The organism is Frigoribacterium sp. PhB118 (assembly GCF_003751725.1).
Taxonomy (GTDB): Bacteria; Actinomycetota; Actinomycetes; order Actinomycetales; family Microbacteriaceae; genus Frigoribacterium.
Map to the genome: position 1 here is coordinate 35,287 of NZ_RKID01000007.1, position 23,065 is coordinate 58,351.

At 72.4% G+C, this 23,065-nt stretch carries 16 protein-coding genes; 8 read left to right on the plus strand and 8 right to left on the minus strand.

Features of this window, described 5'->3' with window-relative positions:
- The first annotated feature begins 117 nt into the window (after positions 1 to 117).
- The 4 genes from EDF21_RS15810 to EDF21_RS15825 all read left to right on the plus strand — a co-directional run bounded on the left by EDF21_RS15810 (position 118) and on the right by EDF21_RS15825 (position 7,328).
- The gene (locus EDF21_RS15810) at positions 118 to 3,300 is read left to right on the plus strand and encodes an efflux RND transporter permease subunit (RefSeq protein WP_123572032.1); all 3,183 of its coding nucleotides are present in this window, start codon (positions 118 to 120) and stop codon (positions 3,298 to 3,300) included.
- A gap of 280 nt (positions 3,301 to 3,580) precedes the next feature.
- Positions 3,581 to 5,728 carry a DEAD/DEAH box helicase gene (locus EDF21_RS15815; protein ID WP_123572033.1) on the plus strand — a complete coding sequence of 716 codons (2,148 nt, stop codon included), beginning with the start codon at positions 3,581 to 3,583 and terminating at the stop codon, positions 5,726 to 5,728.
- Positions 5,729 to 5,946: 218 nt separating this feature from the next.
- Positions 5,947 to 6,678, plus strand: coding sequence for a hypothetical protein (locus EDF21_RS15820; RefSeq protein ID WP_123572034.1), 732 nt, complete (start codon positions 5,947 to 5,949; stop codon positions 6,676 to 6,678).
- Entirely contained in the window at positions 6,675 to 7,328 is a 654-nt protein-coding gene (locus EDF21_RS15825; protein ID WP_123572035.1) for a hypothetical protein, read from the plus strand. The genes EDF21_RS15820 and EDF21_RS15825 overlap by 4 nt, the downstream gene beginning before the upstream one ends.
- Before the next feature lie 111 nt (positions 7,329 to 7,439).
- On the opposite strand, the gene EDF21_RS15830 is transcribed toward EDF21_RS15825, so the two are convergent.
- The 5 genes from EDF21_RS15830 to EDF21_RS15850 form a co-directional block, all read right to left on the minus strand.
- On the minus strand, positions 7,440 to 7,946 hold the full coding sequence (locus EDF21_RS15830) for a DinB family protein (protein ID WP_123572036.1): 507 nt from the start codon (positions 7,944 to 7,946) through the stop codon (positions 7,440 to 7,442).
- Between the two features lie 148 nt (positions 7,947 to 8,094).
- Entirely contained in the window at positions 8,095 to 8,595 is a 501-nt protein-coding gene (locus EDF21_RS15835) for a MarR family winged helix-turn-helix transcriptional regulator (protein ID WP_123572037.1), read from the minus strand.
- A 379-nt stretch (positions 8,596 to 8,974) separates the two neighbouring features.
- Positions 8,975 to 11,407, minus strand: a complete 2,433-nt coding sequence (locus EDF21_RS15840) for a GNAT family N-acetyltransferase (RefSeq protein ID WP_199736417.1) — start codon at positions 11,405 to 11,407, stop codon at positions 8,975 to 8,977.
- Positions 11,404 to 12,846, minus strand: a complete 1,443-nt coding sequence (locus EDF21_RS15845; RefSeq protein ID WP_123572038.1) for a lysine N(6)-hydroxylase/L-ornithine N(5)-oxygenase family protein — start codon at positions 12,844 to 12,846, stop codon at positions 11,404 to 11,406. Before EDF21_RS15845 ends, EDF21_RS15840 begins: the two co-directional genes overlap by 4 nt.
- A complete protein-coding gene (locus tag EDF21_RS15850) occupies positions 12,843 to 14,405 on the minus strand; it encodes a pyridoxal-dependent decarboxylase (protein WP_123572039.1) in 1,563 nt (520 codons plus the stop codon). The genes EDF21_RS15845 and EDF21_RS15850 overlap by 4 nt, the downstream gene beginning before the upstream one ends.
- A 194-nt stretch (positions 14,406 to 14,599) precedes the next feature.
- Between EDF21_RS15850 and EDF21_RS15855 the strand changes: the two genes are divergently transcribed.
- Entirely contained in the window at positions 14,600 to 15,595 is a 996-nt protein-coding gene (locus EDF21_RS15855) for a siderophore-interacting protein (protein WP_123572040.1), read from the plus strand.
- Between the two features lie 167 nt (positions 15,596 to 15,762).
- Here EDF21_RS15855 and EDF21_RS15860 read toward each other — a convergent pair whose 3' ends face one another.
- The 3 genes from EDF21_RS15860 to EDF21_RS15870 form a co-directional block, all read right to left on the minus strand.
- Positions 15,763 to 16,431, minus strand: a complete 669-nt coding sequence (locus tag EDF21_RS15860; protein ID WP_148053730.1) for a hypothetical protein — start codon at positions 16,429 to 16,431, stop codon at positions 15,763 to 15,765.
- 151 nt (positions 16,432 to 16,582) lie between these two features.
- Positions 16,583 to 18,349 (minus strand): alpha-glucosidase, encoded by a 1,767-nt coding sequence (locus EDF21_RS15865; RefSeq protein WP_123572042.1) that lies wholly within the window; start codon positions 18,347 to 18,349, stop codon positions 16,583 to 16,585.
- 109 nt (positions 18,350 to 18,458) lie between these two features.
- The gene (locus EDF21_RS15870) at positions 18,459 to 19,259 is read right to left on the minus strand and encodes a FadR/GntR family transcriptional regulator (RefSeq protein ID WP_056049431.1); all 801 of its coding nucleotides are present in this window, start codon (positions 19,257 to 19,259) and stop codon (positions 18,459 to 18,461) included.
- A gap of 127 nt (positions 19,260 to 19,386) precedes the next feature.
- Between EDF21_RS15870 and EDF21_RS15875 the strand changes: the two genes are divergently transcribed.
- The 3 genes from EDF21_RS15875 (at position 19,387) to EDF21_RS15885 (ending at position 22,867) form a co-directional block, all read left to right on the plus strand.
- Complete coding sequence (locus tag EDF21_RS15875) at positions 19,387 to 20,313, plus strand: proline iminopeptidase-family hydrolase (RefSeq protein WP_233568551.1); 927 nt, start codon at positions 19,387 to 19,389, stop codon at positions 20,311 to 20,313.
- A 152-nt stretch (positions 20,314 to 20,465) separates the two neighbouring features.
- Positions 20,466 to 21,920, plus strand: a complete 1,455-nt coding sequence (locus tag EDF21_RS15880; protein ID WP_123572044.1) for an APC family permease — start codon at positions 20,466 to 20,468, stop codon at positions 21,918 to 21,920.
- Positions 21,917 to 22,867 (plus strand): acetamidase/formamidase family protein, encoded by a 951-nt coding sequence (locus tag EDF21_RS15885; RefSeq protein ID WP_123572045.1) that lies wholly within the window; start codon positions 21,917 to 21,919, stop codon positions 22,865 to 22,867. Before EDF21_RS15880 ends, EDF21_RS15885 begins: the two co-directional genes overlap by 4 nt.
- The last annotated feature ends 198 nt before the right edge of the window (positions 22,868 to 23,065 follow it).

Here is a 23,065-nt window from a genome sequence, read left to right on the forward strand (position 1 = left end):
GATCTGCACAGCGTGAATGGAACCGCCGCCAGTTCCCAGAGAGGCTGGTGACAATGGAGGTGCGGTGCACGTCGTTCACCGCGCCTCCTCCGCTCTCCCTCTCACCACCGGAGCACCGTGCACCTGCTGTCCGTCTTCAGCCTGCGCAACCGCGCGCTGATCGCCCTCGTCACCATCGTCGTCGCCGTCTTCGGCGGCATCGCCCTCACCTCGCTCAAGCAAGAGCTCGCGCCCAACGTGCAGTTCCCGCAGATCGCGATCGTCAGCTCGTACCCGGGGGCCACGCCCGAGGTCGTCAACGAGGACGTCTCGACCCCGATCGAGCAGGCCGTCCAGATCATCCCCGGGCTCGAGGGCACCTCGGCGACCTCGAGCACCTCGCAGAGCACGGTCTCGGCCGAGTTCACCTACGGCACCGACCTCGACTCGGCCGAGCAGAAGATCCAGTCGGCGATCAACCGGCTCTCGCTGCCCGACTCCGTCGACACCCAGGTGGTCACGGGCAGCCTCGACGACCTGCCCGTCATCCAGATCGCCGTCACCGGCTACGACTCTGCCGACTCGCAGGCCCTCGTCGACCGGCTGACCACCGTCACGGTGCCCGACCTGCAGAAGCTCGACGGCGTCCGCGAGGCCTCGATCTACGGCGACGCCGGCCAACGCGTCACCATCTCGCCCGACCAGACGGCGCTCGCCGCCGCGGGGCTGACCACGGCCGCCTTCCAGGACGCCCTCGACGCCAACGGCACGCTGATCCCCGGCGGCACCCTCACGCAGGACGGCAAGACGCTGTCCATCCAGGCCGGTCAGAGACTCACGAGCGTCGACGAGATCCGCGCCCTGCCGCTCCTCGGCGGCACCTCGGCCACGACGATCGGCGACGTCGCCGACGTGCAGCTGACCGGCGCACCCGTCACCTCGATCAGCCGCGTCGACGGGCAGGACGCCCTCACGGTCGCCATCACCAAGACCCTCGACGCCAACACCGTCGACGTGTCGCAGACCGTTCGCGACGCCATCCCGGGCCTCGCCTCCGACCTGGGTGACGGCGTGGAGCTGTCGGTGGTGTTCGACCAGGCGCCGTTCATCCAGCAGTCGATCGACGCGCTCGCCGAAGAGGGGCTGCTCGGCCTCGTGTTCGCCGTGATCGTCATCCTGGTCTTCCTGCTGTCGATCCGGTCGACCATCGTCACCGCCATCAGCATCCCGACGAGCGTGCTCATCACGTTCATCGGGCTGCAGGCGGCGGACTACACCCTGAACATCCTGACCCTGGGTGCGCTGACGATCGCGATCGGCCGCGTAGTCGACGACTCGATCGTCGTCATCGAGAACATCAAGCGGCACCTCACCGCGGGCGTCGACCGGCTCGAGGCGATCAAGGTCGGCGTCCGCGAGGTGGCGGGTGCCATCACCGCGTCCACGGTCACGACCGTCGTGGTCTTCCTGCCGCTGGCCTTCGTCGGCAACATCACCGGCGAGCTGTTCCGGCCGTTCGCCCTGACGGTCACCATCGCGCTCGTCGCGTCGCTCTTCGTCGCGCTGACGATCGTGCCCGTGCTGGCGTACTGGTTCCTCCGGGCACCGAAGGCCCACAAGCACGCGCCGGGGGGCGAGGCCGCCGCCGTCGAGGGGGCGACGGTCGAGTCGTTGACGACCCGCGCCTCCGACCCGTCCGACACCCGACCGCTCGACCGCCTGCGTCGCGCGTACGTCCCGGTGCTGCGGGGCACCCTGCAGCGTCCGGTCGTGACGATCCTCGTGGCGTTGCTCATCCTCGTGGGCACGGGCGCCGTCATCCCCTTCATGAAGACGAACTTCCTCGGGGCGAGCGGGCAGAACACGTTCAGCGTCACGCAGACCCTGCCGCCCGCGTCGAGCCTGCAGACGCAGTCCGACGCCGCCGACCGGGTCGAGCAGGTGCTCGAGGGCGTCGACGGCATCGAGACGGTGCAGCTGACCATCGGCTCGAGCGGGACGTCGATCGCGAGCTTCCTCGGAGGATCGGGCGACAGCACCGTCACCTACTCGATCACCACCGACGAGAGCGCCGACCAGGACGCCCTGCAGGCCGACGTCCGGTCCCGGCTGGACGACGTCACGGACGCGGGCGAGATCGAGGTCTCGGCGTCGAGCGGCTTCGGCACGAGCAACGACATCACCGTCGACGTCACGGCACCCGACCCCGACAGCCTGCAGACCGCGACGGACGCCGTGCTGAAGAAGGTGCAGGGGCTTCCCGGCACCGCCGAGGCCAGCTCCAACCTGCAGGCGGCCCAGCCGGTCATCGGCGTGCAGGTCGACCGCGTCGCGGCCGCGGCCCTCGGTTACAGCGAGGTCGCCGTGGGGGGCATCGTGTCGCAGGCCATCCAGCCCTTCCGGGTGGGGTCGCTCGAGATCGACGACAGCTCGGTCGACGTCTACACGGTCGACCCGACGCCGCCGGCGACCATCGACGAGCTGAAGGCCCTCGAGCTGCCGAGCCCGACCGGGCCCGTGCGCCTCGACTCCATCGCCACGGTCGAGCAGACGACCGGGCCGACCTCCGTCACGACGACCGACGCGGTACGTTCGGCGACCGTGACGATCACGCCGTCGAGCGACGACCTCTCGGCCGCCGGCACCGAGGTGTCCGACGCCGTGGCCGCCGTCGACCTGCCCGACGGGACCGACGCGACCATCGGTGGGGCGACGGCCGACCAGGCCAACGCCTTCTCGCAGCTCGGCCTCGCCGTGCTGATCGCGATCCTGATCGTCTACATCGTGATGGTGGCGACGTTCCGCAGCCTGATCCAGCCGTTGCTGCTGCTCGTGTCGATCCCGTTCGCGGCGACCGGGGCGATCCTGTTGCAGCTCGCCTCGGGCGTGCCGCTCGGGGTGGCATCGCTGATCGGCGTGCTCATGCTCGTGGGCATCGTGGTGACCAACGCCATCGTGCTGATCGACCTCGTGAACCAGTACCGCGAGAAGGGTCTGCGCGTGCGCGAGGCGCTGCTCGAGGGAGCGTCGCGGCGGTTGCGGCCGATCCTCATGACGGCGGCGGCCACGATCTTCGCGCTCACCCCGATGGCGCTCGGTGTGACCGGGCACGGCGGCTTCATCTCGCAGCCGCTCGCCATCGTCGTGATCGGCGGGCTCGTGTCGTCCACCCTGCTGACGCTCGTGGTGCTGCCCGTCATCTACTACCTGTTCGAGCGCATCGGCGAACGCCGGGCCGATCGACGGGCGGCGGAGTCGGGCGAGGGCGCCGCGGGTGCCGAGCGTGCCGAGGGTGCCGAGACGGCTGCCGCCCGGGGGTGACCTCGGTCGGCGTGCCCGAGGAGGCGGGGCTTCCGGTTCGGGGGAGGCTCGGGTATCGTAGATGGGTCGGCTCAAGACACCGCGCCTGTGGCGCGAGCACATCGGCACCTGGTGGTGCCGATCATGCACAGCATTGAACAGCACGAGGGTTTGTAAGTCTTGTGGGCCGGATTCCCGTCGAGTCACGACGGGATGAATTCACGATTGTGAACGGTCCTGGTCAATGGCTGCCCGGGTATTTCTTCGCGTCATCTCTGACAAGCCCGGAAAGAACTCCTCCATGTCTCCTTACGACAACTCCCGCCCGCGCACCGACCGCACCGGCGGTGCCCCCAAGGCCGGCTCGAAGAGCCCCAAGCACCGCGGCCACCGCGCCGACGAGGCCGGGGCCCCTGCCCCCAAGAAGCGCTGGGACGCCAGCGAGCGCGCCGACCGCGGACGCCGCGAGTTCGGCACCCGTGACGGCGGCGGCAACCGTGCCCCCGGCGCGGCCCGCTCCGACGACCGCCGCCCCAACTGGGAGCCCCGCGAGAAGCCGGCCGGCGGCAACCGCTTCGGCAACCGAGACTTCGACAGCCGCAACGGCGAGCGTGGCCGCGACGCCGCTCCTCGCTTCGGCCGTGACGGTGGCCGCGAGGCCGCCCGCGGCTACGGCCGCGACGGTGGCCGCGACGCCGCCCGGGGCTCCGACCGCGGACCCCGCTCGTGGGACCGCTCGGACCGCCCCGCACGCGACGATCGCGCTCCCCGCGACGACCGTGGCGCTCGCAGCTACGACCGCAGCGACCGCCCGGCCCGCGACGACCGTGCCCCTCGTTCGTACAACCGGAACGACCGCCCGGCGCGCGACGACCGCGCCCCTCGTTCGTACGACCGGAACGACCGCCCGGCGCGCGACGACCGCGCCCCTCGTTCGTTCGACCGCAGCGACCGCCCGGCGCGCGACGACCGCCCCCAGCGCTCGTACGGTGACCGTCCCGAGCGCGGTGGCCGCGCCTCCGGTGGTTTCGACCGCGACGCCCGCCCGGCCCGCAGCTTCGACCGGAGCGACCGCCCGGCGCGCGACGACCGCGCGCCCCGCAGCTTCGACCGCACCGACCGCCCCGACCGCCCGGCACGCGTCGGCGACCGCTCGAGCGACTTCTACCCCAAGCGCGACGCGGCGACCCACTACTCGCCCGAGGACGACGTCAAGCTCGAGAAGCTCAAGGCCGAGGTCGTCACCGCGGCCGACGTCGAGGGCGTGAGCTTCGGCGACCTGGGCCTCGGCGACAACATCGAGCGTCAGCTGGCCTCGATGGGGGCTGCGGCTCCCTTCGCGATCCAGGCCGCGACGATCCCCGACGTGCTCGCCGGTCGTGACGTGCTCGGCCGTGGCCGCACGGGTTCGGGCAAGACGATCGCCTTCGGCGCGCCGCTGGTCGAGAAGCTGATGGAGAACAACGGCGCGAAGAACCGCAAGATGGGCCGCAAGCCCCGCGCGCTGATCCTCGCCCCGACCCGTGAGCTCGCCATGCAGATCGACCGCACCGTGCAGCCCATCGCCCGCTCGGTCGGCCTGTTCACCACGCAGGTCTACGGCGGCGTGCCCCAGCAGCGCCAGGTCGGTGCCCTCAACCGCGGCGTCGACATCGTGATCGGCACCCCCGGCCGCATCGAGGACCTCATCGACCAGGGTCGTCTCGACCTGAGCGAGGTCGTCGTGACCGTGCTCGACGAGGCCGACCACATGTGCGACCTCGGGTTCCTCGAGCCGGTGCAGCGCATCATCCGCGAGACCGCGACGGTCCGCCCCGACGGCGCCCGCGCCCAGAAGCTGCTCTTCAGCGCGACGCTCGACAAGGGCGTGGCGAAGCTCGTCGACGAGTTCCTGGTCGACCCGGCCGTCCACGAGGTCGCCGGCGAGGACCAGGCCAGCGCCACGATCGACCACCGCGTGCTCCTGATCGAGCAGCGCGACAAGACCGCGGTCATCGAGCAGCTCGCCTCGGGCGGCGGCAAGACCCTGGTCTTCGCCCGCACCCGCGCCTTCGCCGAGCAGCTCGCCGACCAGCTCGAGGACGCCGGCATCCGCTCGACGAGCCTGCACGGCGACCTGAACCAGGCCCGCCGCACGCGCAACCTCCAGCTGCTCACGAGCGGCAAGGTCAACGTGCTCGTCGCGACCGACGTCGCCGCCCGTGGCATCCACGTCGACGACATCGAGCTCGTCGTCCAGGCCGACATGCCCGACGAGTACAAGACCTACATGCACCGCTCGGGCCGCACCGGCCGCGCGGGCAAGGAGGGCACCGTCGTCACGCTCATCACGCGTCAGCGCCGCCGTCGCATGGAAGAGCTGCTCGACCGCGCCGAGATCGACGCCGAGATGATCGAGGCCCGCTCCGGCGACCGCCTGATCGACGAGCTCGCGGGAGTGCAGGCGTAGCGAGCCCTCCCCGGAGGCTCACACCGCGCCTCCTGCTCTCGGACCCCGTTCCGGACGACGGACCCCGCATCGCGTGGGTCGATCGTTCGGAACGGGGTTCTTCGTCGTGCGGACGCCGTGCGAGGCGGACGAGCCGAGGAGGCGCGCCGCCGGCCCGCGGCGGACGTCCCGTGGACGGGGGCGCGGCGGGCAGGCCGCACGCCCCCTAGTCTCTCGATGTGCCCCCGACCCGCGACCGCCCCGGCCTGCTGCGCGTGCGCCTGGGGAACCGGAGGCGCTGGCACGTCGTCGACCCGTCGCTCGACGCGGCGGCGGCCGATGCGGCGGTGGCCGAGCTGCGGCGGCGGAACTCCGGGACGTACGTCGGGCCGGTGCGGAGGGTGGTGCGGTACGCGCCGCTGCTCGCGTTCGTGCTGGTGGTCGTGGCGGGTGGCGCGGGCATCGACGACGTGGTCGATGCGTTGCAGCTGACCGAGGCGCTGGCGGAGGGGACCGTCAACCTCGTCGGCGGGATCGTCCTGTTCGGCGCCGCTGGTCTCGCCGCGAGGGGGGTGTGGGCGGTGACGACTCCCGACCTGCCGGTACCGGTCACGGCGCCCGGCATCGTCGAGGTGGACGACGACGTACTCGGGTGGGTCACCGACGAGACGCTCGCCTCGGACGTGTGGCGACTGAACGAGGCCGTGTCGTTGTACACGGAACTCGTCGAGGCCTCGTGGACGGTCGAGGAACTCCTCCACGGGTACGTCGACGTGGACGGCGACGGAGCACTGGAATTCGTGGGCGACCCGGGACCTCAGCTCGAGTTACCACTCGACCGCCGCACGGACGCCCGGCCGCTCGTCGCCCTCAGCTCGGCGATCGGCGACGCCGCCGAGGCGCTCCGCGTCGTCGCGGGACCGCTGGGGTTCGACCCCGACCCCGTGCTCATGAGGGACGACGCGGCATGACGGCCTTCGTGAGCGTCGCCCGCGCAGGCGACGAGACCCATTACCTCGTCACCGATCCGTCCGTCCCTCTCGACGCCGCCTTGGAGGTCGTGCGTCGCCGGGCCTTCGTCTCGAACGGTTCGGCGGGCAGGCGCGTGGCCTCCTGGGCAGGCGTGACGCTCGGGGTGGCCGTCGCCTGGTGGCTCGCCTGGGACGTGGCGGGCTTGCGGGAACCACCGTCGTTCGTCGTGCCCGTGGCCGCCGGAGCATCCGCGGGCGCGGCGACGTCGGCGGGTCTCCGTGCCCTCGCCCGCTGGATCGGCGGGCTCGGGACGCGCGGACGGGTGCGTGCCGGGCATCGCTCACGAGCAGAGACGCCCGGCGTCCTCGAGTACGTGCCCGTCGAGGTGCGGCAGTGGGCGGATGCCGGGCACGCCCCCGTGGCGGACGTCGTGGACCTCGCGAGAGCCTGCGTGGCCACGCGATCCGCGCTCACGTCGATCGAGTTGTGGCGCGAGGCGACGTCCGACGGCAGCTGGCCACACGCGGACGCCGTCGTCGGTCCGGTGCTCGCCGCCGAGTACGAGGCGCGCCGGGCCGAGCTCGACGAAGTGGCCGCACGGCTCGGATTCACGGTGCCGACCGACTTCCCGCCGTCCCTCGAGGACTGAACCCGCGCCTCCTGCGTTGGTGAGACCCCGGAAAGTCGTCGAGACACCCGCGCGCGCAAGAGGGTCTCGGCGGATTGCTGGCATTCGGTGGGGCGGCCGGCAGGCGGGCGGCTAGCGGCGGTCGAGCAGGCCGCGCACGTAGGAGGCCTGGCCGAGGTGTTGCACGCAGTCGTTCAGGATGCTGACGAGACGGGCGCCGGCCGTGACCGGAGGGTCCCAGGCCTCGTCGACCACGTCGTCGTACGAGGCGCCGTCGAGGTCGTCGAGGTAGCCGCGCGTCCGCAGCGTCACGGCCTCGAGGTAGCCGATCAACAGCTCGGCGTCGACCCGCACCGCGGCCACGTCGGCCGGGGGCATGCCGTAGCCCATCTCGGCGGGCGAGAACGGCAGCGCGAACGACTCGGCCCAGCCGTCGGCCGTCCAGACCTGCTCCGACGCGGCGAGGTCGGCGATCTGGACGTCCTGCCCCCGCGCGGTGTGCCAGACGAGCCAGGCGATCGTGTTCGCCTCGTCGTCGGGGCGCCAGGCGAGGTCGTCGACGGAGAGGTCGGCGACCGCCCGCACGGCGATGGCGGGGAGGCGCGAGAAGGCTTCGACGAGGACGTCCGAGGGGGTCATCGACCCACCCTACGACCGGCCGCGTGCGCCCGTGCAGGTCGCGCGGACCATCCCGACGGCACCGAACCACCGATGTGGCGTCGAACCACCGGAGTGCGTGGTTCGACGCCACATCGGTGGTTCGACCCGGCGGTGGCGGCGTGGTCGCTCAGCCGACGGCGTCGTCGCCGGCCGCGGCGCGCGTCAGCGAGTCGCCGATCGCGCGCATCGCCGCCGCGAGGAAGTCGAGGTGGTTCGGGTCGACCGCGTCGCGGAACGCCCGGCGGTAGAAGTCGTGGATCTGGTCGATCGCCTCGCGCCCGGCCGGGGCCAGTTCGAGCAGCACGCTCCGCCGGTCGGAGGGGTGAGGCTGGCGCGAGATGTACCCGCCGCTCTCGAGCCGGTCGACCAGGCTGGTCGTCGCCCCGGTCGACAGCTCGAGGAACTCGGCGGCGCGCTTCGGGGTCGTGTCGTGGTCGGTGGCGATGAAGGTCAGGCAGCGGAGGTCGGTGGTGCCCATGCCGAAGTGGTCGGCGACGACCTTCTGCACGCGCTCGCCCTGTCGCTGCAGCGACGCGTACGCCGAGAGCACGAGGGTCACGTCGAACTGGCCCTCGTCGTCGAGGGGCGGAGGGGAGCCGGCGGGCGGCTGAGGGGAGACGTCGGACATGGTGGGCTCTCTGCTGGCGGGACGGCGACGCGAGGACGGAGCGAAGACGAGGAGGCGCGGCGACGGACGCCACGGAGGCCACGATACCTCGCCGAGTGAGTTGTTCGAGCTTCGAATCACCCACCCCCGCGCAGCGAATGCCCAGCGCGCGGTCGTTGCCTTCCCCTTGTCGGGCGAGTATCTTCAAATCCAAGCAACTCGACGGCGGTATCGTCGCTCGGGCAGCTCGACCCGCCGCCGATGGTTCTCCCCCTGTGATCGGCGGTGGCCCGCACGGCCCGTGGCCCTGCGCGGATCGGGGTGGTGGTCGACCGTGAACCGACCGCCACCTCCCAGGGGCGGAGGCGGCCCGACCGCCCCCGCCCCGGGGCGCCGCCCCCTACCTCGCGATCGGGTTCGCCAGCGTCCCGGCGAAGATCAGCGACGACGACTGCGCCGCGAGGTCGACCATCTGGCGCGTGTCGCGCAGCTGCAGCCGGTTGAGGCAGGAGTGGTCGAAGCGCGCCGCCCGCAGGTCGACCGACCCCGGCAGGTCGGAGTGCTCGTCGGCGTGCCGTTCGACGCATTCGGCCACGAGCGCCCAGAACCGGGCCGCGCGCAGCACGCCGTCGCCGTCGAGGATGGCGGCCAGGTGTCGGAACACCCCGTCGAACACGTCCGTGAACACCGCCAACGCCTTCTCGCGGTCGTCGACCGGGTGCACGGTCCGCCGCACCGCCTCGGGGACCTCGCGCGGGGCGACGACGACGATCTCCTCGCCGATGTCCTTCATGAACGCGGCCGTCGGCACGCACCCCTCGAGCACGAGGATGACGTTCTCGCCGTGCGGCATGAACGCCAGGTCGTGTGCCCGCAGGCAGTGCACCACCGGTCGGAGGTAGGCGTGCAGGTACGACCGCAGCCAGTCCTCGGCTGAGAGCCCCGAGGCCTTCACGAGGGCCGAGGCGAGTGCGTCGCCGGCGCCGTCGCGGTGCAGCAGCGCCGCCATCGTGGCGAGCCGCTCACCCGGGCCGACCAGCGGCACCGGGCTCTCGCGCCAGAGCGCGGCGATCATCTTCCGGTGCGGCGACGACGTCGTCGTCCGGTGGTAGGCGTCACCGGTGTAGCCGACGGAGGCGCGCTCCCTCAGGACCCGGAACCGCGCCTCCTGCAGGGTCGCGTCGGTGTGCACGAGGTCGTGCACCCAGTCGTTGATCGCGGGCGTCGGCCTCATGTAGGCCGGCGAGAGGCCGCGGACGAAGCCCATGTTCTGGATCGCCAGCGCCGTCTTGACGTAGTGCCGGTCGGGCCGGCTGCGGTTCGCGAAGGTGCGGATCGACTGCTGCGCCTGGTACGTGTCGTCGCCCTCGCCGAGCAGCACGAGGTCACGCCGGGCGACGTCGGGGGCGAACGAGATCGAGACGCGGTGCTGCCACTGCCACGGGTGCACCGGCAGGTAGTGGAACCCGGCCGGGTCGAGGCCCTTCGCGGCGAGGGTCGCGTCGAACCGGGCGACGCTCCCGGGGCCCAGCTCGGCCTGCCACAGCGTCCTCTCGTCGAGTCCTGCCCCGAGTGCGAGGTGCGTCACCGACCGACGCGCCGCCAGCCAGACCAGCCGGACGGGAGCCGCGGCCTCGGGGGAGAAGGCGTGGAACTCGTCGAGTCCGAGGCCGATGCGCCCGGCGTTCGCGACGAAGCCCGGGTGCCCCTCGGTCATCGCCGCCTCGACCGTCTGGAAGTCCGCGGTGGTCAACCGCTCGGCGGTCGGGCCGCCCCGGTGACGTTTGTAGGCGGCGCTCGCCAGGGTCGACGAGACCTCCTCGAGGTAGGTGGCGAGCAGCGACTCGGGGATGCCGAGCAGGTCGTCGAGCTCGACGACCAACGCGAGGGCGTCGAGGGGCTCGGGGCGGCCGTCGATCGCGCGGGTGACCGACGCCTCGTCGATCGCCCAGTGCTCGAGGGCCAGCCGGCGGGCCGTGAACCGGTAGTCGATCCGGTGACCGTCGTGGTCGAGGGCGACCCGCCAGGCGCCGTCCGTCGCGGCGTCGTCGTCGTCGACTGCGGGGGAGGTCGCGGCGTCGTCGGCCACCGGGGCGATCAGCCGCTCGTGGGCGAACTCGCTCAGCGCCTTGGTCACCAGGTGCCGATGGGCCCAGTCCACGGGGCCGGGCGCGAGGTGCGCCGCCGCCCGGTCGTGTCGCGTCAGGACCGAGAGCCGCGCAGTCTTGTCGGGCAGCTCGACGTCGCCGAGTGCCCGGAACCCCACCTCGTCGTTCTTCGCCGCGATGCGGTCGTTGGTCACGTCGGGCTCGACGACGATGCGCCTCGCCCGCTCGATCTCGAAGACGAAGTCGACGACGCTCGCCATGACGGCGCTGGTCAGGCCGTGCACCCGCTGCCCTCGCGGGGGAGCGACGAGCAGGTGCATGCCCACGTCTCCGGGCTCGGCGTCGTGCACCTCGGTCAGCAGCACCTCGGCCGGGTCGTAGGTCTCGACGAAGAACGTCGGCTCGCCGTCGACCCGCCCGAGCCAGGCCTGCTGGTGCGGGTCGGCGTCGATCGCGGCCAGGTAGGCGCGCACCTCGTCGGTGCTCAGGCCCGCCATCTGCCAGGCGGCCGATGCCGGGTGCGCCAACCACCGGCGGAGGCAGACGGCGTAGGGGTCCGCGGCGAACGGCTCGATCGTGACGAGCCCGCAGGAGGCGCGGCGCGAGAACGCCACGCCCGTCGCCCCCTCGTCGGTGCGGGACGGCGCTGCGGATGCCGCGGGCGCTGCGGGTGCCGCGGGGGAGGCTTCGGGCGCGAGCGCCTCGGTGTCGTGGGTGGTGCTCATCGGGTGACACGCGCCTCCTCGGTCGGTGTCGGTGTCGGCGTCGGCCCGTCGGGCCGGCCGAAGGTCTGGAAGGCGATGCGGCGCTCGATCGGGTAGGCCTCGCGGCCGGTGATCGAGGCGATGATGCTCGAGTTGCGCCAGGCGCCGAAGCCGAGGTCGGGGGCGGTGAGGCCGTGGGTGTGCTCCTCGGCGTTCTGGACGAACAGCCGTCCCCGGCCCCCGTCGATCGAGTAGTCCCGGGCCACGGCGAGGCGGCCGAGGTCGTCCCGGTCGACGCGGTCGCCGAGGGCGTCGAGGAACGACGGCAGCCGTGCGGCGTAGCCCGTCGCGACGACGAGCGCGTCCGTGCGGCGGGTGGTCGTCGTCGTGCCGAGCTGCGCGTGCCGGACCGTGATCTCGAGCTGCTCGTCGGCGTCGACCCACCGGGCGTCGACCAGCTCGGTCTCGGTCAGCAGGGTCGAGTCGACCGGCCCGTCGACGCTCAGCCGGTAGAGCGTGTCGTACACGTCGTCGACGAGGTCGCCGCTGATGCCCTTGTAGAGGCTGCGCTGCTCGCGGCCGAGGCGGTCGCGGGTCTCGCGCGGCAGCGAGTGGAAGTGGTCGGTGTACTCCGGGCTCGTGAGCTCGAGCGTGAGCTTCGTGTACTCCATCGGGAAGAACCGCGGCGAACGGGTGACCCAGTCGAGCCGGTGCCCCGGTCGGTCGCCGACGCGGGTCGTGTCGAGCAGATCGCGGTAGATCTCGGCGGCCGACTGTCCGCTGCCGACGATCGTCACCGAGTCGGCGGCGCGCAGGCGGTCGCGGGCCGTCAGGTAGTCGGCGCTGTGCACGACCCGGCCGTGGGTGTCACCCCGGCCGTGGGTGTCGCCCCGGCCGGCGAGGCGCTGCAGCGGCTCGGGGAGGCGCGGCTCGGTTCCCACCCCCAGCACGACGTGTCGGGCGTGCCAGGTCTCGACGGCCTGGTCGGCAGCACGTCGCGAGGTCACGACGTACGTCCCGTCGGGCTGCTCGTCGACGCTCGTGACGCGTCGACCCCACCGCAGGGTGTCGAGCTGGTCGGCGACCCAGCGGCAGTAGGCGTCGTACTCCGCGCGGAGCGGGGAGAACTCCTCCCGGATGTAGAACGGGTAGAGCCGCCCGGTCGCCTTCAGCCAGTTCAGGAAGCCGAAGCGCGAGGTCGGGTCGGCCATCGTCACGAGGTCGGCCAGGAACGGCACCTGGATCGTGGCGCCCTCGATCATCATGCCGGGGTGCCAGGCGAAGCCGTCGTTCTCGTCGAGGAACACCGCGTCGACGTCGTCGAGCGGGTCGGTCAGGGCGGCCAGGCCGAGGTTGAACGGGCCGAGGCCGATGCCGACCAGGTCGTGGAGGCGCGGGGCGTCGCGGGGGGCGTCGCGCGGGGCGGTGGCGGCTACGGCTGCCGTGGTGGCGGCGGTCATCGGGCGACCTCCGTCCCGGCGGCGACGAGGGCGGGGGCGTCGCTCTCGAGCAGGGCCCACGAGGAGGCGCGGACCAGCTCGAGCACGCCCCTCACGTCGTCGAGACCCGCGTCCGGGTTGAGCAGCGTCAGCTTGAGGCAGGGACGCCCGTCGACCACGGTCTTCGCGACGATCGCCCTGCCGGACTCGAAGAGCACGCGTCGGACGAGGGGGACGAGCCGGTCGGCGGTGGCGTCGTCGACGCCGGCCGGCTGCCAGCGGAACAGCGCCGTGCTGAGCTGGGTCTCGGCGAGCAGCACGAACTCGTCGTCGCCCCGCAGCAGGTCGTGGGCGCCGGTCGCGAGGTCGATCACCCGGTCGACCAGCTCGCCGACGCCGTCGGCGCCGAGGGCGCGGAGCGTCGCCCAGAGCTTGAGCGCGTCGAACCGTCGGGTGGTCTGGAGCGATTTCGAGACCTGGTTCGGTTCGGGGTCGGTGAGCGGGTTGAGGTAGTCGGCGTGCCAGGCGACCGGGTCGAGGTCGTGCCCGTCGCGCACGATGAGGGCGCTCGACGACACCGGCTGGAAGAACGTCTTGTGGAAGTCGACCGTGACCGACCGGGCGTGCTCGATGCCGTCGAGCAGGTGCCGACGCGTCGGCGACACGAGCAGGCCACCGCCGTACGCCGCGTCGACGTGCAGCCAGACGCTCGTGCGGTCGCAGACCTCGGCGACGGCGGCGAGCGGGTCGAGGCAGCCGCGGTCGGTCGTGCCGGCGGTCGCGACGACGGCGACCGGCAGGTGTCCGGCCTGCACGAGGGCGTCCAGGGTGACCGCGAGGGCCTCGGGTCGCATCCGACCGGCGTCGTCGGTGGGGACGGTCACGACGGCGTCCTCGCCGAGGCCGAGCAGCCGAGCCGACTTCTGCACGCTGAAGTGGCTCTCGGCGGTGGCGACCACGACCATGCGGCCGAGCAGGTCGTGCAGTGCCGTGGCGCGCGGGACGGGTCGGTGGCCGGGGGCGGCGGTGCCCCGCAGCCGCGCCTCCTCGTCCCTCGCGTCGGCGCGGGCGCGCGCCGTGGCGTGCTCTCGGGCGAGCAGCAGGGCGTGCAGGTTCGACTGCGTGCCGCCCGAGGTGAAGACGCCGTCGCGGGTGGCGGGGTCGAAGCCGATGCGCTCGGCGGTCCAGTCGACGAGTCGTCGCTCGATCAGGGTGCCGACGGCGGACTGGTCGTAGGTGTCGACGGAGGGGTTGACCGCGGCGAGCACGGTCTCGGCGGCGACCGCCGGGAGCGCCACCGGGCAGTTGAGGTGCGACTGGTAGGCGGGGTCGTGGAACCAGACGGCGTTCGCCGTGAAGAGCTCGTCGACCTCGCGCAGGGCGTCGTCGACGCCGGTGCCCGGGGCGTCCAGGTCGACGGCGTCGACGAGGTGTTGCAGGTGCGCACGGCTCTCGCCCGAGAAGGGTTGGCGCGTCGTGCGGAAGCGGTCGGCGATCCGGGCGACGGCGGCGCCGGTGAGGCGCTCGTACTCGTCGGCGGTCGAGGTGGTCAGCAGTGCGGACGCGTGGCGTTCGGACACGGGTCTCCTTCGGATCGTGGAGCGGTGGGGCAGGGCGCGGTGTCGCGCGTCGTGCGGGTCGTGCTGGTCGTGCGGATGGTGCGGGTGGTGCTGGTCATGCGGGTCGTGCGGGTGGCTCGACGTCGGCGTGCCCGTCGGAGGCGTGGTCGACGACGTCGGATGCGACCCGCGGTTCGTTAGGTTAGCCTTACCTTATGTCGACCCGCCGTCCGCCCGTCAAGCCCGCCGACCCCCGAGTGCACCGGCTCGAGGTGCTGCGTTCCGAGCGCGTCTCGCCGAGCTTCCAGCGCGTCACCGTCGTCGGCGACGACCTGCACGAGTTCGGCGGCATGGGCTTCGACCAGTGGTTCCGGCTGTTCCTGCCGGTGCCCGGCAGCGACTCGTTGAGGCTGCCTCGGGCGACCACGTCGCTCTGGTACGCGCAGTACCTGGCGATCCCCGAGGCCGAGCGGCCGCACTGCGCGAACTACACGGTGCGCGAGTTCCGGCCGGCGGGTCCGGCGGGTGCGGGTGCGGGTGCGGGGGCGGCCGGCGCGGGTGCCGGTGCGGCCGGTGCGGCCGGTGCGGGTGCGGCGTCGCGCGCCGAGCTCGACATCGACTTCGTGCTGCACCGCGGCGAGTCCGGCGAACTCGAAGGAGGCGCGGCGATCTGGGCCTGCGCCGCCCGCCCCGGTGACGCCCTCGGCCTGCTCGACCAGGGCGTGCTCTTCAACGCCCCCGACGACGCGACCGAGATCCACCTGGTCGCCGACGAGACCGGGTTGCCGGGGACGGAAGGCATCGTGCGGTCGCTGCACCGCGCCTCCGTGGGGTCGGTGATCCAGGAGGTGCCGACCCGGGCCGACGTGCGGCCGCTCGACGCGCCCGACGGCGTCGAGGTGACGTGGGTGGTGCGGGACGAGCTCGACGCCCGGGCGCTCGGCGCATTGGGGTCCGGCAGCCGGCCGCTCGGCGGCGACGACGACGCAGACGGTCGGGGTGCCGGGGGTGCCGGGGGTGCCGAGGGTGCCGGGGGTGTCGCGCCGGGGGAGGGGGCGCTCGCCGCACTGCTCTCGCGGTCGGCGGCCGACCCACGGGCCTACGCCTACGTCGTGGGCGAGTCCGCGCTGGCGACCGGCGGGCGGCGGCACCTGCACGCGGCGGGCCTGCCGAAGAACCGCATCACGTTCTCGGGGTACTGGAAGCGCTGAGTCCGGGACCCGTCGGCGAGGTCGCACCACCGTCGCGTCGGGGAACCACCTTCTCGCGTGGTTCGACGACGCGACGGTGGTGCGACGTGGTCGTGGTCGCGGACGAGGGCGCTCGAGGGCGAGCCGGTCACGAGGCCTCGGTCACCAGTCGCGGTCACCAGCACCGGTCACCAGGCCGCGGGCAGCGGGTCGCCGGCCGCGGGCGGGTGCTCGACGAGGGCGACGGCGTCGTCGCGGTCGACGTGGCCGGGGAAGTTGTAGCGCGCGAACCGGCCGGTCGGGTCGTGGATCGAGGTCGGCATGGCGACGGAGGTGCGGCGCAGCGCCTCCGCCAACACGGCGGTCGAGGTCGGGTCGAGGGTCGCGTCCTTCCGGTCGCGCAGGATGAAGTCGACCCGCGCCTCCTTGGCGGTCAGGCGGAGCACGAGCACGCGGCCGCCGTTGCCGACCGGGGCCGTCGTCAGGACGGCACGGTCGACCCTGGCCAGGGGGACGGGGCGGCGGGTGCCGGCGCGCAGCTGCCCGGAGTCGAGGTCGATCCAGGGCTGCGGGGCCCGGGCGTTCCGGATCACCGTGATCAGCGCGAAGATCCCGACCGTCACCCCGACGGCCACCAACAGGGCGAGATCCCACCGGAAGCTGATCTCGGCGATGCGGAAGACGAACTGGACTGCCTGGATCGCCGCGAAGAAGGCGAACGCGGTCGTCGCCCCGACCCACGTCGACCACCAGCGGCGCTCGCCGACGCGCACCCAGCCGTGCGGGAGCTCGGTGGGTGCCGGTTCGGCGGGTGCCGGGTCGTCGGGAGGCGCGGGCGCGTCGTCGGGATCGCTCACCTCGCTGACGCTAGCGCGTCCCGGGGGCGCGAGTCGCACCGTCGACTGAACGTCGCACCGCGAACATCGGCGGTGCGACGTTCAGCGGACGGTGCGATGCGAATCCCCGCGCGGCGCGGCGCGCGGCGCGGGGGAGCCGAGGAGGCGCGGGTCAGCCCCGCAGGACGCGCACCTCCCAGGGCGCGAGCGTCAGCCCGCCCCCGCCGGGCACGTTGCCGATCACGACCTGCGGCACGGACCGGCGCCGCAGCGCCGGGTGGAGCGCCGGGTCGAGCTCGTACGCCTCGCCCGACCAGTTCGCCAGCACGAGCAGCTGCTCGTCGCCGAGCGTGCGGGTGAACGCGTAGAGCCGCTCGTCGTCCGGAGCGAGCAGCTCGAACGACCCGAGCGCCACCACGGGCGACTCGTGCCGCAGCGCGATCAACCGCCGGTAGTGCTCGAACACCGAGCGGTCACCCGCCGCACGGTCGGCGTCGACGTTCACGGTGTCGTGGTTCGCGACCACCTCGATCCACGGGGTGCCGGTGCTGAAGCCCGCCGCCGCGCCTCCTGACCACTGCACGGGGGTGCGCGCGTTGTCGCGGCTGCGGAAGCGCAACGCCTCGAGCAGGTACTCGGGGTCGGCCCCCGCCGCGACCGAATCGTCGAACCAGTTGATCGACTCGATGTCGCGGTACTGCTCGACCGCGGTGAACCCGGCGTTCGTCATGCCGATCTCGTCGCCCTGGTAGACGTACGGCGTGCCCCGGTGCAGGTGCAGCACGGTGGCGAGCAGCGTCGCGGACTCGAACCGGTACCGGCCGTCGTCGCCGAAGCGCGAGACCGACCGCGGCTGGTCGTGGTTGCCGAGGTAGAGGCTGTTCCAGCCCTGGTCGGCGAGGCCCTCCTGCCACCGCGACAGCGAGCGCTTGAGCGCCACGAGGTCGAACGGGAGGTTGTCGAACTTCGAGGCCGGTCCGTGGTCGAGGCCGACGTGCTCGAACTGGAACACCATGTCGAGCTCGTGCCGGTCGGCGGCCGTGAACAGCCGGGCGTCGTCGACCGTCACCCCCGGCATCTCGCCCACCGTGATCAGCTCGCGGCCGGTGCGGTCGGCGAAGACTTCGCGGTGCATCTCGCGCAGGTGGTCGTGGATCTGCCCGCCCATGACGAAGTGCGAGGCTCCGGGCGCCAGCGACGAGGGCTCCTTCGCGATGTGGTTGATCACGTCCATGCGGAACCCGTCGACGCCCCGGTCGAGCCAGCGGTTCATCATGTCGTAGACGGCCCGGCGCAGGTCGGGGTTCTCCCAGTTGAGGTCGGGCTGCTTCGACGCGAACATGTGCAGGTAGTACTGGCCGGTGGGCTCGTCGAGGGTCCAGGCCGGGCCGCTGAAGGCGCTGCGCCAGGCGGTCGGGTGGGTGCCGGCCCCGGGCGTGCCCGCGGCGTCGGTCCCCTCGCCCGACGGCAGCGGGTCGCGCCAGAGGTACCAGTCGCGCTTGGGGGAGTCGCGCGACGACCGGGCCTCGACGAACCACGGGTGTTCGTCGCTCGTGTGGTTGACGACGAGGTCCATGACCAGCTTCATGCCGAGTGCGTGCACCTCGTCCATGAGGGCGTCGAACTCGGCGAGCGTGCCGAACAGCGGGTCGACGTCGTCGTAGTCGCTGATGTCGTACCCGTTGTCGGCCTGGGGCGAGCGGTAGATCGGCGACAGCCAGATCACGTCGACCCCGAGGTCGTGCAGGTGACCGAGCCGCTGCCGGATGCCGCCGAGGTCGCCGACCCCGTCGCCGTTCGAGTCGGCGAAGCTGCGCGGGTAGATCTGGTAGACCGTCGCGGTCGTCCACCAGGCGGGCGGGGTGGTGACGGGCGGGGCGCCGTGCGCCGCGCCTCCCGCGGTCGTGGGGGTGGTGTCGTTCGTCGTCGAGTCGCTCACGCGCCCAGCCTGTCACGGCCGGCCTCGGCCGCGCCGCCGCGCCGAGATCCTCGGGGTCCCGGGGGCTCAGGAGGCGCGGGGACGGAGGCGGGGAGGCGCGGGTAGGGGGTCAGGGAGCGGCGCGGCCGAGCTCGCGTTCGAGCAGCTCGAGGTCGATCTTGACGTGCTCGCGGGCGATGGCCGCGGCGTCCGCCGCACGCCCGTCGCAGATCGCGGCGACGAGCGCCTCGTGGTCGGCGAGGGCGCGCAGCTCCATCTCGCGCATGCCGTCCGGCCCGCCCCAGAGGTGCGCCGGCGCCGAGATGCTCACGCGGGCCTCGAGGTCGAACAGCACCCCGCGCAGCGTGGCGTTGCCGGCGGCCTCGGCGATCGCGACGTGCAGCGCCTCGTCGGCCTTCTGCGACGCGAGACCCGACGCGGCGCCGCGGTAGCCCTCGAGCCGGTCGTGCAGCCGGTCGACGTCGTCCGGGGTGCGGTTCTCGGCCGCGGCCTCGGCGACGACGCCGTGCAGTCGGCTGATCGCCTCGCTCGTGTCGCGCAGGTCGGACCAGCGCGCGGCGAGCGTGCGGCGCACGACGTCGGTGCCCGACCCCGGTGCCGGCGCCTGGACGAACGAGCCGCCGCCGCGCCCGCGTTGCGTCACGATCAACCCCTGCTCGACGAGTCGGGCCAGGGCGGCCCGCACGGTCATGCGGCCGACCCGCAGCGAGGCGGCGAGGTCGCGCTCGGCGGGCAGGCGCGAGCCGGGTAGGTACTCGCCGATCGTGATGGCCGTGACGAGGCGGTCGGTGAGGTCGTCGACCCGGGTCGTGGGGGCGAGAGGGGCCCCGAGGGCGCCACCGAGGGCGCCGTCGACCGCGACGTCCGAGCGCGCGCCGCCCGCGCCTCCTCGGCTGTCGTCCTGGCCCATCGCGTCCCCGTCCCGGCTCGCCGACCCGTCGTGCGTGCAGCCGTCGAGGTCTCGTCGTGTTACGAGCAGATTAAGGCATCGCGAAAGGTCTTGTCGCGAGACCTTAGCCGGGTGCATGCTCACCCGCATGTCCACGATCACCACCGGCACCGCCGCCTTCCATGACGCCGAGACCTGGTACCGGGTCACCACGCCCGACGAGCCGCGCGAGGGTGCGCTGCCCCTCGTCGTGGTGCACGGCGGCCCGGGGATGGCCCACGACTACCTTCGCAACCTCGAGGCCCTCGCCGACGAGACCGGCCGCACCGTCGTGCACTACGACCAGCTCGGCTGCGGCCGCAGCACCCACCTGCCCGACGCGCCCGTCGACTTCTGGCAGCCCAGCCTCTTCGTCTCGGAGTTCGAGAACCTCGTCGCGCACCTCGGCCTCGAGCGGTATCACCTGCTCGGCCAGTCGTGGGGCGGCATGCTCGGGGCCGAGATCGCCGTGACGACACCGGACGGGTTGGCGAGCCTGGCCATCTGCAACTCGCCCGCGTCCATGCAGCTCTGGGTCGAGGGCGCCGCCGAGCTGCGCGACCAGCTGCCGACCGACACCCAGGAGGCGCTGGCACGCCACGAGGCGGACGGCACGACCACCGACCCCGAGTACCTCGCCGCCACCCAGGCGTTCTACGAGCGGCACGTCTGCCGCGTGGTGCCCATGCCGCAGGACTTCGTCGACAGCGAGGAGCAGATGGAGGCCGAGCCGACGGTCTACCACACGATGAACGGGCCGAACGAGTTCCACGTCATCGGCACGCTGCGCGACTGGACCGTCGTCGACCGCCTGCCGGCGATCACGACGCCGACCCTCGTCGTCGCGGGCGAGTTCGACGAGGCGACGCCCGCCACCTGGCAGCCCTTCGTCGACGGCATCGCCGACGTCCGGTCGCACGTGTTCGCCGGTGCCAGCCACTGCTCGCACCTCGAACAGCCCGAGGAGTTCCGGGCCGTCGTCGCGCCGTTCCTGGCGGCGCACGACGAGCTGCGCGACGCCGCACGCGCCTCCTGACCGGCGCGGGCCGCGCCTCCTGAACCGACGCGGCCCGCGCTTCCCGCCCCCCCGACCTGCACCCCGACCGCACCCGCACCCGCACCCCCCCCGACCCGACCCGCACCCGCATCCGCACCGACCCGATCCGCACCCGAGCGAGAGAGCACACCATGTCCCTGCCCACGAAGGCCGCCTCCAGCGGTGAGCTGAGCAACCAGCAGCAGCTCGAGCAGTACGGCTACAAGCAAGAACTCAAGCGGTCGGTCTCGACCGTCGACCTGCTCATCTACGGCTTGATCTTCATGGTGCCGATCGCGCCCTGGGCGATCTTCGGCACCGTCTACAACGCCTCCTCGGGCATGGTGCCGCTGGTGTACCTGGTGGGCCTCGTCGCCATGATCTTCACCGCGCTCGCCTACGCGCAGATGGCCAAGTCGATCCCGCTCGCCGGGTCGGTCTTCTCGTACGTCGGGCGGGGCATCCACCCCGTGGCCGGGTTCTTCGCCGGCTGGGCCATCCTGCTCGACTACCTGCTCGTGCCGACGCTGCTCTACGTCTTCGCCGCCGAGTCGATGATCGGCATCTTCCCGGGCACCGCCCGCTGGATGTGGGCGCTGATCTTCGTCGCCGTCAACACCGCCGTGAACCTGCTCGGCATCAGCTCGATCAAGCTGATGAACCGGGTGTTCCTCGCCATCGAGGTCGTCTTCATCGTGATCTTCGTCATCATCGCGGTGACGGCGCTCAACGGCGGCACGATCCCCGGTGCCGAGTTCACGACCGACCCGATCTGGGACTCCAGCAAGGTCACCGCCCCCCTGATCGCCTCGGCGTTGTCGATCGCCGTGCTGAGCTTCCTCGGCTTCGACGGCATCTCGACCCTCGCCGAGGAGAGCACCGGCAAGCGCGGCGGAGCCGGCAAGGCCATGATCATCGCGCTCTTCATCGTGGCGTTCTGCTTCATCCTGCAGACCTGGCTGGCCAGCGCGCTGGCCGGCGGCCGCGACTCGTTCCCCGAGGGCGAGGCCGGGAACGCCTTCTTCGACCTCGTGCGCGAGGCGTCGAACAGCGGGTGGGCGACGGCGTTCTTCGTCGTCAACGTCTTGGCCGTCGGCATCGCGAACGCCATGGCCGCCCAGGCCGCGACGTCGCGTCTGCTGTTCTCGATGAGCCGCGACGGGCAGCTGCCGGCGTTCCTGTCGAAGATCAACACGCGTCAGGTGCCGCAGGCCGCGATCCTCGTCGTGTCGGCGCTCTCGGCCGTGCTCGTGTTGTTCTTCGTCGGCCAGATCGACGTCATCTCGTCGCTGGTCAATTTCGGGGCGCTGTTCGGCTTCATGCTGCTGCACGTGTCCGTCGTGGTGCACTACGTCGTGAAGAAGAAGTCGCGCAACTGGTTGCTGCACCTCGTCGTGCCCGTGGTCGGGTTCCTGATCATCGGCTACGTGCTGGTCAACGCGGCACCCGAGGCCAAGATCGGCGGGCTCGTCTGGCTGGTGCTCGGCGCGGGCGTGTTCCTCTACTACCGCAGCCGAGGAGGCGCGGCGCCGTCGCTCGGGCAGGGTGCGGACGAGCCGGCGGTCACGTCGGTGCCCGCGGCCGACTCGGAACGGCGCGACGCATGACCGCCGAGGACGCCGCCCGCGACGGGATCGACCACTTCCTCGGCAAGGAGCACGGTCGCCCCGGTTTCACGGCCACGGTGCCGCCGGCCCTGCGCATCGAGCCGGGCACCGGCGAACGCATCGGGTTCGAGACGAGCGACGCGGTCTACGCCGAGCTGCACCGACACCACGACCTCGCGAAGCTGTCCGTGCCGATCAACCCGGTCACCGGGCCGGTCTACGTCGAGGGCGCGAAGCCGGGCGACGCGCTCGCCGTCACGGTGCACGAGATCCGACTCATCGAGCACGGCTGGTCGGTCAGCCTGCCCGGCTCCGGGGCCCTGCAGCACGTCATGGGCGACGAGATGTTCACCCGCCGCGTGCCGATCGACTCCGACGGGGTGCACGTCACCGACCGGCACGTGTTCGAGGCCCGCCCGATGATCGGCTGCATGGGCACGGCGCCCGCCGAGGGCGAGAACTCGACGATCATGCCCGCGTACGCCCAGGGCGGGAACATGGACGTCACCGAGAACACGGTCGGGTCGACGGTCTACCTCCCGGTCATGGTCGAGGGGGCGTACCTGTCGATCGGCGACGTGCACGCGATCATGGCCGAGGGCGAGTCGTCGTTCGTGGCCATCGAGGCCGAGGGCACGGCGGTCGTCTCGATCGACCTGGTGCCGGGCCTCGGCCTGCGGGCGCCGCGCATCGAGACCGCCGACGACTGGATCTTCGTCGGCCTCGGCGACCCGGTGCAGGAGAGCATCCGCCGCGGGTACGAGGACGCCTTCTCGTTCCTCGTGGACGACCACGGCTGGTCGCGCGGAGACGCCTACGCCGTGCTCAGCGCCGTGGGGCACTCGAGGCTCGGGGGCCCGACCGGCTCGGTCGCCCCCGACCCGCTGCACCCGTTCGACGCCGTCGGCGCGGTCACGCTGCACCGCGTGCCGAAGCACGTGCTGTAGCGCCCGTCGCGCGTGCGCCGCGCGTGCGCTGCGCGTGCGCTGCGCGCGCCGCGCGTGCGCCGCACCGCCGACTGGACGTCGCACCGCCGAATTCGGCGGTGCGACGTCCGGTGCACCGTGGGCCAGGTGGAGGCGGGGGGGATTAAGACGAATAGGGGCGTAGCGATAGAGGCGATAATGTCGTGCCTAGGCAAGTTA